Genomic DNA, 14,424 nt, shown 5'->3' with positions numbered 1-14,424 from the left:
TACTGCTGCCTGGCCGATTCGCCGTGTGCGTTCGACCGTCCACGCCGGGGCGAGGTGAACCAACCCCGCCGCCAACGACTTCCGCGTCTTTTCTCGAGGGGCAATGACACACATCCGCCGCATCCGTTCGCTCGCCGTCCTCCTGCCGCTGACCGCCGTCCTGCTCGGCGGGTGCTCGGCGGCCTCCTCCGAGCCCGGAACGGCGGAGGCGGCGGCATGCGTCGACGCGACGCTCCCCAACGCCACCGCCGAGGAGCTCGTCGACGTGCTCCGGCCGAGGGGCGACGGGACCACAGACTCCGTCGAGCAGAACCTGGTGGACCAGTTCGCCGCCTCGCGCCCGGCCCAGGTCGAGCGCGTCGGACAGAGCACGGTCTTCCGGAACGTGCCCGAGGGCGGCGACGCCGGGTACGCGAGCGCCGTCTGCGCGGACAGCCGCTGGGACGACATCACCGCGGGCGCGATCACGCTGAGCCCGCGCGCCGAACGCGCCGCCATCGTGTCCGCGGGCCACGGCTACTGCGAGGCCTACGAGCAGATGCTGCCCGCCGCTGTGTCGACCGGCTCCTGGGACGACTGGGCGGGATACACGGCGGCCCTCATCGGTGCCCGGCAGTCCGCCCTGGACGCCGCGAAGGCCGCGGGTCGCGACTCCTCGGCCGAGCAGCAGGCGCTGGAGGAGGAGACCAGGGCCTACGACGCGGCGCGGCAGCACATCTGCCCGCAGTTCGGCTGACGCCCGGCTACGCCTCGCAGACGACGTCTTCGCTCGGCAGTGTGCCTTCCCTGAGGTAGTCGTTCACCGCGTCGCGCGCGCAATCGTTGGGGTAGTCCGGGAACACGGCATGCGTGCGTCCCGGCACAGTGACCAGCCTCGACCCTCGCATTGCCCGGTGCATGCCAAGGCCCTCCTCGTAAGTGGTCCTGGTGTCCCCGAGCGACTGCACCTGCAGCGCGGGGGTGTCATTGCCGATCTCGACCTGCTCGATCGGTTCCCCACGCCAGAACGCACACGGCGTAATGGAATTGTGCACGGATCCGAAGATGGGCTGGTCGGCGCGAGCGCGTTCGATGTTCTGCCAGTACCACTCCGGGTCCGTCGGCATCGCGCGGTCGCCGCAGAGGATGGCCAGGGTCGACGCGTAGTCGGGTCCCGTGCCTGACTCCGGGCGGAACATCGCTTGCAGCAGGCCCGCGAGTTTCGGCATCGGCGTCACCTGCTTGCCTGCCGCGAACTGACGGAGCTGCACCAGGGCGTCCGCGAAGGCGGCGTTGTCCGTGTCGCTGGTGGCATAGAAGTACAGCACGAACGGCAGCGTGTGGTCGTCGAGCGTGAACTGCCCCACCGTGATCGGGGTCGCCTCCGCGTCGGCGATCAGTTGCTCGATGCCCGCCCGCACCTGCGCCGGGGCGGCCCCAAGGCCGTAGTCGTCGTCGCGCTGCGCCGCCCAGCCGGCGAAGTCGTCGATGGCCTTCTCGTTGGCCGGGCCCATGTCCCGGAACATCTCGATGCCGTACTTGGCCGGATCGGCCGCGCTGTCGAGCACCAGGCGATCGATCCTCTCCGGAAACATCTGGCTGTACGTCGCGCCCAGCACGGTGCCGTAGGACCAGCCGTAGTACGAAGCGGTCTCCTCCCCCAGTGCCTCGCGAATTACGTCGAGGTCCCTGGCGATGTTGGCGGTGTTGATGTGCGGCAACACATCCGGATACTTCTCCCAACACAGGTCGGCGGCCTTCGAGGCCCGTTGCACGTTCTCGTCGAACCCCGATCGCCCGGCGCCGGTCGAGCGGAACCAGGTCATGTCCGTCAACCCACAGTCGAGCGGGGTACTGGCGCCTAGCCCGCGGGTGTCCATCCCGATGATGTCGTAAGCGGCGGACACGTCGGGGGTCATCCCTTCGCGCAGGTTGGCAGGCATACCAAGGCCGCGGCCGCCCGGTCCACCGGGGTTGGTCAGGAGGATGCCGCGCCTGCTGTCGGGGTCGGTGGACGCCATCCGGGAGATCGCGAGTTCGATGGTCGCGCCCTGCGGATCCCGGTAGTCGAGCGGGACGTCGACAGTGGCGCACTCGCTGCCGGTCGCCGCGAGTTGCTCGTCGGCGCAGGCCGCCCACGAGACGGGCTGCCGGTAGTAGCGGTCGAGGTCGGCGGCCGACGCGCTCGATAGCGGGCCTGTGGCCTCCGGATCCGCCTGGGGCTGAGCGCATCCGGCGAGCATGGCGCCCACCGCTGCCGCCGCGGCCGTGATGACTGTCAGTTTTCGCATGCGCGTGTACCTCCTGAATTCGGGCATGACAGATGGACCCGCAAGTAACGCGGGCATGAATGGGTGAATCGGTGGTGTGCGGCGCTAGGCGCCGTCGGCGAGCCGGGCGGCCACCGCCCGGACGAACCTCGCGTAACCGGATGAGGCGTTGTTGAAGCGGTGCTCATCCATCAGGGCGGCCATCCGCTCGTCGTCCCTGATGTACGGGACCTCACTGGGACGCATCTGGTCGGGCAGCACCTCCGCCATGAAGGCGCAGTAGTCCGTTGCGAGCGCTTCGATCTCGGCGGCGCCGGCGTCGTCCCCTAGCCGCGAAACCCGGCCGATAAGATCGACGCCGCGCGCCCGATGGGGTTGTGCGAGCACCCGCCGGTGGATACTGAGCAGCCGCTCGCTCACGTCGGGACTCCCGGCCGAGACTGCGAGCACGAGCAGCAGGAACTCCTTCTCCTGCGCGACCCATTCCGGCGACACCCCCGCGGCGAGGTACTCCGACATCACCTTCGCGAACTCGTCGGGCAGCTCCGGATCGAGGCTTCCTCGCAGGTCCGCTATGGTGCGGCGGCGGAGCGCGATGAGCCGGGACTGCTCGGCCAGTTCATCGTCCAGCGCGTCGAGCGCCTGGTGGATGCCGCCGGTCTCGCCATCGAGCAGATCGCCGATCTGGGCGATGGACAGTCCGAGGTCGCGAAGCCTGCGGATGCGGCTGAGCTGGACCAGGTCCTGCGCGCCGTAGCGGCGGTACCCGTTCGCCTCCCGCGGGGGCTCCACGAGCAGGCCACGGGCGTGGTAGTGCCGCACGGTCTTCACAGTGGTGCCCGCCAGTGATGCGAGTTCGCCGACCGTGAGCATCACCGATCACCGCGCCTTCGGGCGTCGCTCGGGGTCTCGGTGCTCGTCATGCCGACCATTCTGCAAGCCTGCCCCAGGGGCAGGGTCAAGTCACAGCGTCATCCCCGCCTGAACCATCGTCTCGTCCGATCCCACCAGCTCCAGCACCGACAGCGCGCCCCACACCGACTCGATCGGCACACCCGCCCCCCAACCGCTCGTGCAACTGGATAACCTCAGCTCAGGCGGTGTCGTCTGACTGAACGACAGCAGTTTCAGGGGACTGCCGACCCGTACCGTTCGGTCTGTCAAACTCTCCGAGCAATCACTGAGCTTGACCCTCAAGAGACGGACTTGGAATGCTCCCTCCCGCTGGCTGGCACTCGGACCCATACGATCCAAGCGCAAGTGAGCGCTACTGGGACGGCGAGAGATGGACCGACCAGGCGCGTCCGCGTGTGGCCGGTAATGGGGCCAAGAAGAAGCATCAAAATTGGCCTTGGCTGGTCGGTGCGGCTGTGGTTGCGTTCATCGCATTCGGGGCAATGACCGACGGCGGTGATACCGGATCCGATGCCGGAACGACGGTTACCGCTACGGTTCAACCGGTTTCCTCGACGCCGCGCGCAACGACAACAACGAGGACGGTTCCGCCCTCATCGCAGCCGGCCACGGTACCGGTTTCACCGGTTGTCGAGTCCACGACGCAGCGGCCGATCACCATCGAACCCACACTGTCACTCGAAGCCTCGTGCAGCGACTCGGACTGGCGGGAGTCGATGGGGCTCGAGGGCGACAGACTCTGCGGATCGACGTGGGTCCCGAGAAACCAGCCGCCAGCTCCTGCACCGCTATTCTCCCCTCCCACGACAACGGTGGCACCTGCGCCCGCACCGGTCTACTCGCCTCCAGCAGTGGAGCGATCCGGAGGAACAGTTCACCCGGGGTCGTTCTGCTCCACTCCAGGAGCGACTGGTGTCACCACGAAGGGCAATCAATGGTGTGCGATGTCGCCAGCGACGGAAAGGATCGTTGGCAGTCCGCGTACTAGCCGGTGCCCAGCAGCCTGAGTCCCGAACCCTCCGGGCCTGCCACGATGGCCGGAACCCGCGGATTCGTAACTCTTTCTCCCGATTTCACCCGCGCCTGAACCACCCCGTCCCGTCCGAGCCGACCAGCCCTGCCAGCTCCAGCACCGGCAACGCGCCCCGCACCGATCCGATCGGCAGCCCCGAGCCCTCCGACAGCTCGCGGACGCCCACCGACCCCGATGCGGGCAGCGCGTCGTACACCAACGCCGCCTTGGCGGAGAGACCGTCGAGCGCGCGCACCGGGCCGCCGTCCTCGCCTGCCACCCCCACCGGCCCGGCCGCCTCCACCACATCGGCGGCCCGCGCCGCGAGCAGCGCCTCACCCTCCCGGATCATCCGGTGGCACCCCACCGAGGACGCCGAGGTCACCGGGCCGGGCACCGCCAGGACCGGACGGCCCAACCGCGACGCCCACGTCGCGGTGTTACGCGCCCCGCTGCGCGCCCCCGCCTCAACCACCAGCACAGCGTCCGCGAGCGCGGCGACCAGTCGGTTGCGGGCCAGGAAGCGGTGCCGGGCCGGAGGCGTGCCCGGCGCATATTCACTGACGACCGCCCCCTCCCTGGCGATCTCGCGCAGCAACCGCGCGTGCCCCGCCGGATAGGCCCGGTCCACCCCGCACGCCAGCACCGCCACCGTCGCACCACCCGCGGCCAGGGCGGCGCGGTGCGCAGCACCGTCGATCCCGTACGCACCTCCCGAAACGACTGTCCAGCCCCGGCCCGCGAGGTCGTCGACGAACTGCCCGGTCACGTGCTCGCCGTAGCCGCTGGCGGCCCGGGTCCCGACCACCGCGACCGCCCGATCGGTCAGCTCGGCCAGCGGCCGCTCCCCCAACACCCACAGCGCCAACGGCGGCGCCGACTCCCGCTCGCGCCGCGAGTCGAGGCCGTCGAAGGCCAGCAGCCGCCACGCCGGCCAGTCCTCGTCGTCCGGCGTGAGCAGCCTGCCGCCGAGCCGCCCGACGAGGTCGAGATCGCGAGCCGCGGAGTCGATGTGCCTGCGCGCCTCCGTCCGCGTCCGCAGCGCCTCCGGCAACTCCGCCCCGCGCACCGCCCGCGCCGCCTCCAACGGCCCCACCGCCTCGACCAGTTCCACCAGCGGGGCACACGGACCCTGCGCCACCTGCGACAGATACGCCCAGGCCTCCCGTCGCGCACTCATTCGCCCCGCCGATCCCGGTAGCCCAGCGCACACCCCACCTGGTCCTCCCCTGGCAACGCCAGGCCGGACAGGTCCGCGAGCGTCCACGCGACCCTGAGCGCGCGGTCGGCGCCGCGGGCGGTGATCTGCCCCTCCCGCAGCGCCCCCTCCAGCGGGCGGAGTGCCCCACGAGAGATCCGGAACCGTTGCCGCAGAGCCGGGCCCGGCACCTCCGCGTTGGTCCGCCAGCCGAACTCACGCCACCGCTCGACCGCCGTCGCCCGGGCTGCCGCCACCCGCGCGCGAACCTCCGCCGTCGACTCGGCGGCCTCACCGTTCAGTGCGCCGACCGAGAGCGGCTGCATGCTCACCCGCAGATCCACCCGGTCGAGCAGCGGACCCGACAGCTTCCCCAGGTAGCGCCTGCGCGCGGTCGGCGCGCAGACGCAGTCCTCGGTGCGGGGCGGCGCGCACGGACACGGATTCGCCGCCAACACCAGCTGGAACCGCGCCGGATAGCAGGCCACCCCGTCCCGCCGCGCGATCCGGACCTCACCGTCCTCGAGCGGGGTGCGCAGTGCCTCCAGCGCCTTGACGCCCAACTCGGCGCACTCGTCAAGGAAGAGCACGCCCCGGTGCGCCCGGCTCACCGCGCCCGGCCTTGCCATCCCGGACCCGCCGCCGACCAGCGCGCTGATCGAGCAGGTGTGGTGCGGGGCGACGAACGGCGGTTCGGTGATCAGCGGCCGCTCGCTGGTGATCAGTCCCGCCACCGAATGGATCGCGGTCACCTCGAGCGCCTCCTGCTCGCTCAGCGGCGGCAGCACCCCCGGAAGACGTTGCGCCAGCATCGTCTTCCCGATACCGGGCGGACCGGTCAGCATCAGGTGGTGTGCCCCCGCAGCCGCCACCTCCAGTGCCAGGCGCGCTTCCCCCTGGCCCGCCACGTCGCTGAGGTCGGCCGTCGTCCGCTCGGGCGGCACCTCCAGCGGGGCAGGCCCCGGCAGCACCAGCTCCCCGCGCAGCCACTCGATCACCTCCCGTAGGTTCCGCGCGCCCCAGACCTCGATGCCGTCCACCAGACCGGCCTCGGCCAGCGCCGGGTACGGCACCACCACGCTGGGTCGTCCCGCGGACTTGGCCGCCAGCACCGCGGGCAGCACGCCGCGGACCCCGCGCAGCCGGCCGTCCAGGGCGAGCTCGCCGAGCAGCACCGCCTTGTCCAGGTCCGTGCTCGGCACCCGTCCGTCCGCGACCAGGACCGCGCAGGCCAGTGCGAGGTCGAAGCCGCTGCCACCCTTCGGCAGGGTCGCGGGCGAGAGCGCCAGGATCACCCGCGAATCCGGCCATCGCTCACCGGAGTTGGTGACCGCGGCGCGCACCCGGTCCCGCGATTCCTGTAGCGCGGTGTCGGGCAGCCCGACCAGGTGCACCCCGGGCAGCCCGCGGCCGATGTCCGCCTCGATCTCCACCAGCTGACCGTCGACGCCGCGCACCGCCACCGCGTAGGCCCGCCCGAGCGCCATCAGAACACCGCGCGCAGGTGCTCGAGCACCGGATCCCGGCCGGACTCCACGACGACGGCGACCACGTCGAAGCGCACGTGCCGCCAGCCGTGTGGCTGCTCGGCCAGCCACAACCCGGCCAGCCGGCGGATCCGGCCCTGCTTCGCGAACGTCACCGCCTCGGCGGGCGTGCCGTAGCCCCGGCCCGATCGCGTCTTCACCTCGACGAAGACGACCGCGTCCCCCTCCCGGGCGATGAGATCCAGCTCGCCGTAGCGGCACCGCCAGTTCCGGGCGAGGATCGTCAGGCCCGCTCGGGCGAGGTGGCCCGCGGCCAACTCCTCACCCCATGCCCCCAGCTCCAGGTTTCGTGCCATGACCAGACCCTGCACCGCGGCCGAGACGAATCGCGCCCGGCGACGGCCGATTTCCCGGTATCTGTGGACGGATCCCGGCCTGTGGAGAACGCAGCCGACCGACCCTGTCACCGGCGACACCTACACTCGGCCGGTCGCCCGATCCCGCACACAGACAGGAGGCGGCGTGGCCAACCGCACGTACCTCTACACCACTCCCCTTGACCCACAGACGGATCCGCCCGCGACCGGCACCCGGCGTCTCGCCGGCATCTCCGAGTGGTCGTACGCGATTCCGCTGGTCCCCCGGATCCTCGTCTCCGTGGACCCCTGCACCCGCCAGTCGATCATCTGGGACGACACCCCCGGCCTGATCGCGGTCACCGCGCGCTGCGGCCCCGGCATCGCCCGGCTCGAAAAGTTCCTGAGCCGCATCGACCACCCGGGTATCGGCACGATGGCCGAGGACGCGCTGCGCTTCCTGCGCGCCCACACCGACCCCGACGACCACTTCGTCCTCGAATGCGGCGAGATCTTCGCGATGGACGACGAGCCGTTCGCCGACCAGGGCTCGGCACTGGTGGCCGGGCTTGCCGACATCGACGCCGAGATGGAGGCCGCGCTTGCCGGGCTCGCGCCCACCAAGCCGAGCTTCTGGCGGCGGCTGTTCACGCCGTCGCAGGAGAGCATCGAGGAACCCCTCCGCGAGCTCGGACTGGGCTACTGGTCCGACGCGCTGTACTTCGAGCTCGACGGCCCGCGATAGGCCCGGCCGCGCGTCGGTGCCGCGGTCTACGCTCGTCCGGGTGAGTTCCGAGAAGATGCTGGCCCGGATCGGCGGTCTGCTCCGCCAGGCCGAGTCCACCACCAACCCGCACGAGGCCCAGGCCTTCATGGAGGCCGCGCAGCGCCTGGCCACCGCGACCTCGATCGACCTCGCCGTCGCGCGCTCGCACACCTCGCGCCGCGAGCAGCGCGTCACCCCCACCCAGCGGGTCATCGCGATCGGCGAGACCGGCAAGAAGGGCCTGCGCACCTACGTGCACCTGTTCGTCAGCATCGCTGCCGCCAACGACGTGCAGTGCGACGTCGCGCACAACTCGACGCAGGTGTTCGCCTACGGCTTCGGCACCGACATCGACGCCTGCGAGGCGCTGTACTCGAGCCTGCTCGTGCAGATGGTGCGGGCCTCCGACGCGTTCATCAAGTCGGGCGCTCACCGCCCGGTGGCGGGGGTCACCGCCCGGCTGAACTTCCAGCTCGCGTTCGCGGCCCGGATCGGCGAGCGGCTGGCCACCGCGAAGAGGGCCGCCGAGGCAGACGCGGTGCGCGCGGACGAGTCCACGGGCCCCGAACTGACCGGCACCGCGCTGGTGCTGCGCGACAAGCAGCTCGAGCTGTCCGACTTCTACCGTCAGACGTCGCAGGCGCGCGGGACCTGGCGGGGATCCAAGGCCACCGCGGGGCACTCCTCGACCGCGCGGCGGGCGGGCGACCGGGCAGGCAGGGCCGCACGCCTCGGCCACGCGCCGGAGCTGGCGGGCGCGAGGAAGCAGCTCGAGTGAGCACCGACCGCGACAGCCAGCGCTCCCGGGTCTACGAGGCCGAGACCGTGGTGCGGACGGTGTTCGACCGCGCCGACAAGGGGGCACGCGAACTCGAGCTGTTCGGCTCCACGATCACCCTGCCGGTGGAGCGGAAGTTCGCCTCGGTCGACTCGGTGCAGGACTACGCGGACCGGGTCCTGGCCCTGAACTGGGTGCGCGCACGCTGGTCGGGCGCGGCCGTCCCGGTCACCGTCCGCGCGCGAGCCGGGGCGGCCGCCGCCCACTACGAGGCCGGCGCGGCGACCATCGCTGTCCCGCTGCACACCCGCGGCACGGCATGGGCGCTGCGCGAGCTGGTGGTCCTGCACGAACTCGCCCATCACCTCGAGCCGGACGGCGCGGCGCTCGCCCCGCACGGCCCCGAGTTCGTCGACCGCTACCTGGTCCTGGTCGACGAGATCATCGGCGGCGAGGCCGCCTTCGTGCTGCGGACCACGATGCTGGAGAACGGCGTCCGGATCGCCTGACCCGCGCCTGCCCGACATCGCGCACCCCCATTGACGAGAACGCACACCCCGTGAGCGATCAAGGGGTGTGCGAACTCGGCAAAAAGTGTGCGGCGGTGCGCTCGCCCTACTCCCCGAACGGCCCGTTCTCGGGCAACCGCAGGTCGGACTTCTCCAGCTCCTCGATGTTGACGTCCTTGAAGGTGATGACCCGGACGTGCTTGACGAACCGCGCGGGGCGGTACATGTCCCACACCCAGGCATCGGCCATCCGCACCTCGAAGTAGATCTCCCCGTCCGCGTTGTGCGGGATCAGCTCGACGGAGTTCGCCAGGTAGAACCGGCGTTCGGTCTCCACTACGTAGGCGAACTGGCCGACGATGTCCTTGTACTCACGGTAGAGCGAGAGCTCCATCTCCGTTTCGTACTTCTCGAGATCTTCGGCACTCATCTGTTTCGCCGTCCTCCTGCTCTGTGGTGAACCATCATCATCCCGCACGCACCTCCGCGGTGTACATTTCGCCCACCTCATCGGCCACCAAGCGGTCCTCGCGCACCGGATCGCGCTGCATCAGTCGCGCCGCGGCGACGTTCGCGTACGACATCCGGTGCTCACGACTCGGGCCGAGCGCGGCCATCGCCGCGGTGTGCGCGGCCGTGCTGTACCCCTTGTGCGCGGCGAACCCGTACCCGGGCAGTTCCGTGTCCATCGCCACCATCGTGCGGTCGCGCGAGACCTTCGCCAGCACGCTGGCCGCCGCGATGCACGCCGCCGACGCGTCGCCGCCGATCACCGGCAGCGACGGCGCCGGCAGGCCCGGCACCCGAAACCCGTCCGTCAGAACGTATCCCGGGGACAACGCCAGGCCCGCGACCGCGCGCCGCATGCCCTCGATGTTCGCCACGTGCACGCCGAGCGAGTCGACCTCCCACGCCGGGATCTCCACGATGCACCAGGCCCTGGCGATGCGCGTGATGGCGGGGAACAGTTCCTCCCGCGTCCGCTCGGTCAGCTTCTTGGAGTCGTCGAGGTTCACCAGTGCCGGGTGCAGCTTGGGCCCGAGCGCGCAGGCGGCGACCACGAGCGGACCCGCGCAGGCGCCGCGGCCGGCCTCGTCGACGCCAACCACGGGGCCGAGGCCGCTACGGATGAGGGCAGACTCCATCGTCCGCAGGCCAGCCGCTCTGCGGATGATCGTCCTCGGTGGCCAGGTACTCACTGTCCTTGGATATCAGGCGAATCGATGAGGCCCCAGCGCGAGGGCGGCAGCACGATGGCGACGGCCTTGCCGATGACGTTGTCCACGGGCACGCTTCCGTTGTACTCGTCGCCGACGTGATAGCGCGAGTCCGCGGAATTGTTGCGGTTGTCGCCCATCATCCAGAGGTTGCCCTCGGGGACGGTGACGGGACCGAAGCAGCGCCCCGACTTGAGCGGGGTGTCGCAGGTCTGGGTGCCAGGGGTGAAGGGGAAGTCGGTGACGACGTACGGCTCGTCGATCGGCTTGCCGTCGACCAGGATCCGGCCTTGGTCGTCGCAGCATTCGACGGTCTGACCACCGGTCGCGATGACCCGCTTGACGAGATCGTTCTCGTCCGGCGGCACCAGGCCGACCAGGGAACCGAACTCCTCCAATCCGCGGACCACCGGGTTGTCGGAGCGGGTGGATGACCAGCCGGCGTTCCAGGACTCCGGGCCCTTGAACACGATCACGTCACCGGGCTGCGGGTCGCCGAAGCGGTAGCTGATCTTCTCGACGGCGATCCGGTCGCCGGTGCAGCCGGCGCAGCCGTGCAGCGTGGGTTCCATCGACTCCGACGGAATCAGGTACACCCTGACGATGAAGGTCTGCAGCAGAAAGCTCATCACGAGCGCGACGAGAATGAGGATGGGGAGTTCCCGCCAGAACGAGCGGGGTTTCTTCTCGACCCTCCCCGACGTCGGTTCGGGGGATTCGGCACCGTCCGGCGCCGTCGATTCCTGAGGGGTATTTACCACCGGAACAGGTTAGCCCGGCCCCGGAACGGTCGTGCTGTTCCGGGGCCGGGCCGACGTGAAAAAGATCAGCGCTTTTCCTTGATCTTGGCGGCCTTGCCACGCAGATCGCGGAGGTAGTACAGCTTGGCGCGACGGACGTCACCACGGGTGAGGACCTCGACCTGAGCGATGTTGGGGCTGTGCACCGGGAAGGTGCGCTCGACGCCGACGCCGAAGGAGACCTTGCGAACGGTGAAGGTCTCGCGGATGCCGCCGCCCTGGCGACGGATCACGACGCCCTTGAAGACCTGCACGCGCTCCTTCGAGCCTTCGATGACCTTGACGTGCACGTTCAGGGTGTCGCCGGGACGGAACTCCGGAATGTCGTCGCGGAGAGAGCGGGCGTCCAGAAAGTCCAGGGTGTTCATCGGTTGTTCCATCCTTGCGTTTTCGCACGAGTAGAGGAACCGAGCGGCACTGCTCACGCTGTGCTCGGCTGGTTCGTACTCCGATTAGGTAGGTGTTGCCTGTACAGGCAACCCGTCAATTGTGCCAGACGACCAGGACGGGACGAAATCGGGACTACCGAGGCACCCGCTCGTGGTGCGGGGCCGGGGGCGCGGCCTGCACTGTCCGCTCCAGCTCCTGCTCGGTCGCGACCTTCGCGTGCTCGACGCTCGGCTTGCCCGCGACGAGGTCCTGGACATAGATCTTCGCCCGGACCACCGGCCGGTGGTAGCGCTTCTCCCGTTCGATGGCCCGCAGCATCCGCTTCGGCCGCTCCTCATAGCGCCACCGCGCCCACGGCGCCCCCGGTCGGCTCAACCGGATCGCGCCGACCAGGAGCACCGGGAAGACGAACATCCCCAGCATGGCGGTCCAGATCTTGCCCTTGGCGATCACCACCGCCGCGACCATCAGGCCCAACACGGTGATCAGCACCACCAACCCACGCACCCACCAGGGCTCCTGCCCGCGGAAGTCCTCGACGTCCAGGATCGCCGTCGGGCGGGCACCGAGCAGCAGCAGTCCGGTGACCCCGATGGCGACGAACACCGCATCGACGGAGGTTCGGCCCTGCTCCGCCCAGTAGACGTCCTTGAGGTAGAAGATCAGCGCGAACTCGTCGAGGACCAGCGCGGCGCCGACCCCGAAGACGCCGGCGAGCACCGCGCCGGTGGTCGAGCTGCCGTCCTCGAAGACCGCGATCAACCACCCGCCGCTGACGAGCATGGCCACCACGCCGAACACCACGTGATGCACGTGCTGGCCGCCAGGGGTGACGTTGCCGGGCCACCACCGGACCTGGGCGCGGATCATCCGCACGCTGAGCCGGATGAACGCGAAGCCACCGATGAAACCCAGGAAGAACATGAGCAGCGGCAGCTTGCCCGGCTCGATGATCGCCCGCTGCAGCCAGTGGTTCATCAGCGCGGCCCCGGCGACCTGACGATGCAGCGGAACCCGACGTGGCAGGTGGAGGTCTCCTCGGTCTCCCCCTGGCGGGCGGCGGGGCGATAACGGAGGCAGTAGTTGGGCGCGCACAGGTGCGAGCCGCCCTTGATGACCCGGCGCGGGTAGCTCTCGCCCTCGGTCCGCGCCGCCGACTCCGACCTCGGGTTGCGCGGGATGCAGCACGAGCTCGCCGGGTTGACGTTCTTCCCGCCCGCGCTGTGATCGGCGGTGTGGAAGTCGGTGGTCCACTCCCAGACGTTGCCCGCGACGTCCAGGAGCCCGTAGCCGTTGGGCTTGAAACTCCCGACCGGCGAGGTCCCGACGAACCCGTCCTCGACGAGGTTCTGCCACGGGAACTGGCCCTGCCAGGTGTTGGCCTGCTGCTTACCGCCGGGGGTGTACTCGTCGCCCCACGCGTAGGCCGTGCGGTCGAGACCGCCACGGGCGGCGAACTCCCACTCGGCCTCGGTCGGCAGTTCCTTGCCCGCCCACGCGGCGTAGGCCTGGGCGTCCGCGTACGCGACGTGCGTCACCGGGTGCCGCTCGCGCCCGCCGACGTTGCTGTCCGGGCCCTCCGGGTGACGCCAGTCCGCGCCCGGCACCCAGGACCACCACTGCTGGTAGTCGTCGAGCGAGACCGGGCCGGGCGGCGGGGTGAACACCAGCGAGCCGGGCACCAGCAGCGCCGGGTCGGCGCCGGGATAGTCGGCGGGGTCGGGCGCGGTCTCGGCGACGGTGACGTGGCCGGTGTCCTTCACGAAACGCCGGAACTCCGCGACGGTCACCTGGTGGGTGTCCATCCAGAAGCCGTCCACCTCGACCTGATGGACGGGCTTCTCCTCCGGGTAGAAGTCCTCCGAGCCCATCCAGAAGAGACCGCCCGGCACCCAGGACATGTTCTTGAGTGGGGTGTTCAACGACTGGGTGTTCGACGCCATGCAAGGAAGCATGTCACCTCACCCGCACCGGGCGCAGCCACCACCGGTCACCCTTTTCGGGTGGTTCCCGCCCACCGGCCGACTGAGACCATGCCAACCATGGGAACTGCCATTGGTGACATTCTTCCGCTCGCGCTCGGCGTCGCGATCAGTCCGATCCCGATCATCGCCGCGATCCTCATGCTGCTGACGCCGAAGGCGGGGAGCACCGCGACCGCGTTCACCGCCGGCTGGGTTCTCGGCATCGCGCTCGGATACACGGTGATCGTCACGATCGCCAGCGCGGTCGGCCTGGACAGCTCGTCGGGCGGGAACGCGACGACCGCGACCATCAAGATCATCCTGGGTGTCGCGCTGCTCGGGCTGGCGCTCAAGCAGTGGCGGGGCAGGCCCGCGCCCGGCGAGGAACCGACCATGCCCGGCTGGCTCGCCGCCATCGACAAGGTCACCCCCGGCAAGGCGCTTGGGCTCGGCTTCGCGCTGTCCGCGGTGAACCCGAAGAACCTGCTGATGATCGTCGGCGCGGCGGTGGCCGTCGCCAACCTCGGGGTCAGCGGCGCCACGCTGGTGGTCACCGGGGTGGTCTTCACGATCCTGGCCGCCAGCACGGTGGCCGTGCCGGTGATCGCCTACTTCGTCGCCAGGGAGAAGGCCACGGTCTGGCTGCAGAACCTCAAGTCCTGGCTGACCGCCAACAATGCGGCCGTGATGGCGACGCTGCTGCTGGTGATCGGTGTGGTGATGATCGGCAAGGGTCTCGGCGGTTACTAGGCGCTGCGCGCCTGTGCGCGATTGACGAGTCCA

The 14,424-nt window shown here is 70.1% G+C and carries 17 protein-coding genes and 1 pseudogene; 6 read left to right on the top strand and 12 right to left on the bottom strand.

The window, feature by feature from the left end; translation table 11 throughout:
- The first annotated feature begins 103 nt into the window (after nt 1-103).
- Nucleotides 104-736, top strand: coding sequence for a hypothetical protein (locus tag JOE46_RS01225; protein WP_209925956.1), 633 nt, complete (start codon nt 104-106; stop codon nt 734-736).
- Nucleotides 737-743: 7 nt separating this feature from the next.
- Here JOE46_RS01225 and JOE46_RS01220 read toward each other — a convergent pair whose 3' ends face one another.
- Both JOE46_RS01220 and JOE46_RS01215 read right to left on the bottom strand, forming a co-directional pair.
- Nucleotides 744-2,270, bottom strand: a complete 1,527-nt coding sequence (locus JOE46_RS01220) for an alpha/beta hydrolase (RefSeq protein ID WP_245220887.1) — start codon at nt 2,268-2,270, stop codon at nt 744-746.
- 84 nt (nt 2,271-2,354) lie between these two features.
- Nucleotides 2,355-3,122: a MerR family transcriptional regulator gene (locus JOE46_RS01215; RefSeq protein ID WP_097212682.1), complete on the bottom strand. Its 768-nt coding sequence runs from the start codon at nt 3,120-3,122 to the stop codon at nt 2,355-2,357.
- 338 nt (nt 3,123-3,460) lie between these two features.
- On the opposite strand from JOE46_RS01215, the pseudogene JOE46_RS27050 reads away from it, so the two are divergent.
- Nucleotides 3,461-3,556: pseudogene (locus JOE46_RS27050) on the top strand (DUF2510 domain-containing protein); the annotation flags it as partial.
- Nucleotides 3,557-3,702: 146 nt separating this feature from the next.
- Here the strand turns inward: JOE46_RS27050 and JOE46_RS26685 are convergent.
- The 4 genes from JOE46_RS26685 to JOE46_RS01195 form a co-directional block, all read right to left on the bottom strand.
- Nucleotides 3,703-3,834: a hypothetical protein gene (locus tag JOE46_RS26685; protein ID WP_269588222.1), complete on the bottom strand. Its 132-nt coding sequence runs from the start codon at nt 3,832-3,834 to the stop codon at nt 3,703-3,705.
- A gap of 403 nt (nt 3,835-4,237) precedes the next feature.
- On the bottom strand, nt 4,238-5,356 hold the full coding sequence (dprA, locus tag JOE46_RS01205; protein ID WP_097212680.1) for a DNA-processing protein DprA: 1,119 nt from the start codon (nt 5,354-5,356) through the stop codon (nt 4,238-4,240).
- Nucleotides 5,353-6,861, bottom strand: a complete 1,509-nt coding sequence (locus JOE46_RS01200) for a YifB family Mg chelatase-like AAA ATPase (RefSeq protein WP_209925950.1) — start codon at nt 6,859-6,861, stop codon at nt 5,353-5,355. Before JOE46_RS01200 ends, dprA begins: the two co-directional genes overlap by 4 nt.
- Nucleotides 6,861-7,217: a YraN family protein gene (locus JOE46_RS01195; protein WP_097212797.1), complete on the bottom strand. Its 357-nt coding sequence runs from the start codon at nt 7,215-7,217 to the stop codon at nt 6,861-6,863. Before JOE46_RS01195 ends, JOE46_RS01200 begins: the two co-directional genes overlap by 1 nt.
- Nucleotides 7,218-7,383: 166 nt before the next feature.
- Between JOE46_RS01195 and JOE46_RS01190 the strand changes: the two genes are divergently transcribed.
- From JOE46_RS01190 to JOE46_RS01180, 3 genes are read left to right on the top strand one after another with little or no spacing between them, the layout of a single operon-like run.
- On the top strand, nt 7,384-7,962 hold the full coding sequence (locus JOE46_RS01190) for a hypothetical protein (RefSeq protein WP_209925949.1): 579 nt from the start codon (nt 7,384-7,386) through the stop codon (nt 7,960-7,962).
- Between the two features lie 40 nt (nt 7,963-8,002).
- Complete coding sequence (locus tag JOE46_RS01185) at nt 8,003-8,761, top strand: DUF2786 domain-containing protein (protein WP_097212677.1); 759 nt, start codon at nt 8,003-8,005, stop codon at nt 8,759-8,761.
- Nucleotides 8,758-9,270: a TIGR04338 family metallohydrolase gene (locus JOE46_RS01180; RefSeq protein WP_097212676.1), complete on the top strand. Its 513-nt coding sequence runs from the start codon at nt 8,758-8,760 to the stop codon at nt 9,268-9,270. Before JOE46_RS01185 ends, JOE46_RS01180 begins: the two co-directional genes overlap by 4 nt.
- Nucleotides 9,271-9,376: 106 nt before the next feature.
- On the opposite strand, the gene JOE46_RS01175 is transcribed toward JOE46_RS01180, so the two are convergent.
- The 6 genes from JOE46_RS01175 to JOE46_RS01150 form a co-directional block, all read right to left on the bottom strand.
- Nucleotides 9,377-9,700 (bottom strand): DUF2469 domain-containing protein, encoded by a 324-nt coding sequence (locus JOE46_RS01175; protein WP_072750096.1) that lies wholly within the window; start codon nt 9,698-9,700, stop codon nt 9,377-9,379.
- 37 nt (nt 9,701-9,737) lie between these two features.
- Entirely contained in the window at nt 9,738-10,469 is a 732-nt protein-coding gene (locus tag JOE46_RS01170) for a ribonuclease HII (RefSeq protein WP_097212675.1), read from the bottom strand.
- Nucleotides 10,466-11,248 carry a signal peptidase I gene (gene lepB / locus JOE46_RS01165; protein ID WP_209925947.1) on the bottom strand — a complete coding sequence of 261 codons (783 nt, stop codon included), beginning with the start codon at nt 11,246-11,248 and terminating at the stop codon, nt 10,466-10,468. The genes JOE46_RS01170 and lepB overlap by 4 nt, the downstream gene beginning before the upstream one ends.
- Nucleotides 11,249-11,313: 65 nt before the next feature.
- Nucleotides 11,314-11,655: a 50S ribosomal protein L19 gene (gene rplS / locus JOE46_RS01160; protein ID WP_027499292.1), complete on the bottom strand. Its 342-nt coding sequence runs from the start codon at nt 11,653-11,655 to the stop codon at nt 11,314-11,316.
- 154 nt (nt 11,656-11,809) lie between these two features.
- Nucleotides 11,810-12,655, bottom strand: coding sequence for a hypothetical protein (locus tag JOE46_RS01155; RefSeq protein WP_097212673.1), 846 nt, complete (start codon nt 12,653-12,655; stop codon nt 11,810-11,812).
- Entirely contained in the window at nt 12,655-13,578 is a 924-nt protein-coding gene (locus tag JOE46_RS01150; RefSeq protein ID WP_097212796.1) for a formylglycine-generating enzyme family protein, read from the bottom strand. The genes JOE46_RS01155 and JOE46_RS01150 overlap by 1 nt, the downstream gene beginning before the upstream one ends.
- Before the next feature lie 141 nt (nt 13,579-13,719).
- Here JOE46_RS01150 and JOE46_RS01145 point away from each other — a divergent pair, with 141 nt between their 5' ends.
- A complete protein-coding gene (locus JOE46_RS01145; protein WP_097212672.1) occupies nt 13,720-14,391 on the top strand; it encodes a GAP family protein in 672 nt (223 codons plus the stop codon).
- The last annotated feature ends 33 nt before the right edge of the window (nt 14,392-14,424 follow it).

It is taken from the genome of Rhodococcus sp. PvR099, assembly GCF_017833315.1.
Lineage (GTDB): Bacteria > Actinomycetota > Actinomycetes > Mycobacteriales > Mycobacteriaceae > Rhodococcus_G > Rhodococcus_G oryzae.
Note: the sequence above shows the minus strand (reverse complement) of the source record. Positions and strands in the feature narration are given on the sequence as shown.

What these genes read in the sequence shown, in the direction of transcription:
- dprA (WP_097212680.1), bottom strand. Translation starts at nt 5,356, where the DNA reads ATGAGTGCGCGACGGGAGGCCTGGGCGTATCTGTCGCAGGTGGCGCAG.
- JOE46_RS01155 (WP_097212673.1), bottom strand. Translation starts at nt 12,655, where the DNA reads ATGAACCACTGGCTGCAGCGGGCGATCATCGAGCCGGGCAAGCTGCCG.
- JOE46_RS01175 (WP_072750096.1), bottom strand. Translation starts at nt 9,700, where the DNA reads ATGAGTGCCGAAGATCTCGAGAAGTACGAAACGGAGATGGAGCTCTCG.
- JOE46_RS01195 (WP_097212797.1), bottom strand. Translation starts at nt 7,217, where the DNA reads ATGGCACGAAACCTGGAGCTGGGGGCATGGGGTGAGGAGTTGGCCGCG.
- JOE46_RS01215 (WP_097212682.1), bottom strand. Translation starts at nt 3,122, where the DNA reads ATGCTCACGGTCGGCGAACTCGCATCACTGGCGGGCACCACTGTGAAG.
- rplS (WP_027499292.1), bottom strand. Translation starts at nt 11,655, where the DNA reads ATGAACACCCTGGACTTTCTGGACGCCCGCTCTCTCCGCGACGACATT.
- JOE46_RS01150 (WP_097212796.1), bottom strand. Translation starts at nt 13,578, where the DNA reads ATGTCCTGGGTGCCGGGCGGTCTCTTCTGGATGGGCTCGGAGGACTTC.
- JOE46_RS01220 (WP_245220887.1), bottom strand. Translation starts at nt 2,270, where the DNA reads ATGCGAAAACTGACAGTCATCACGGCCGCGGCGGCAGCGGTGGGCGCC.
- JOE46_RS01200 (WP_209925950.1), bottom strand. Translation starts at nt 6,861, where the DNA reads ATGGCGCTCGGGCGGGCCTACGCGGTGGCGGTGCGCGGCGTCGACGGT.
- JOE46_RS01225 (WP_209925956.1), top strand. Translation starts at nt 104, where the DNA reads ATGACACACATCCGCCGCATCCGTTCGCTCGCCGTCCTCCTGCCGCTG.
- JOE46_RS01145 (WP_097212672.1), top strand. Translation starts at nt 13,720, where the DNA reads ATGGGAACTGCCATTGGTGACATTCTTCCGCTCGCGCTCGGCGTCGCG.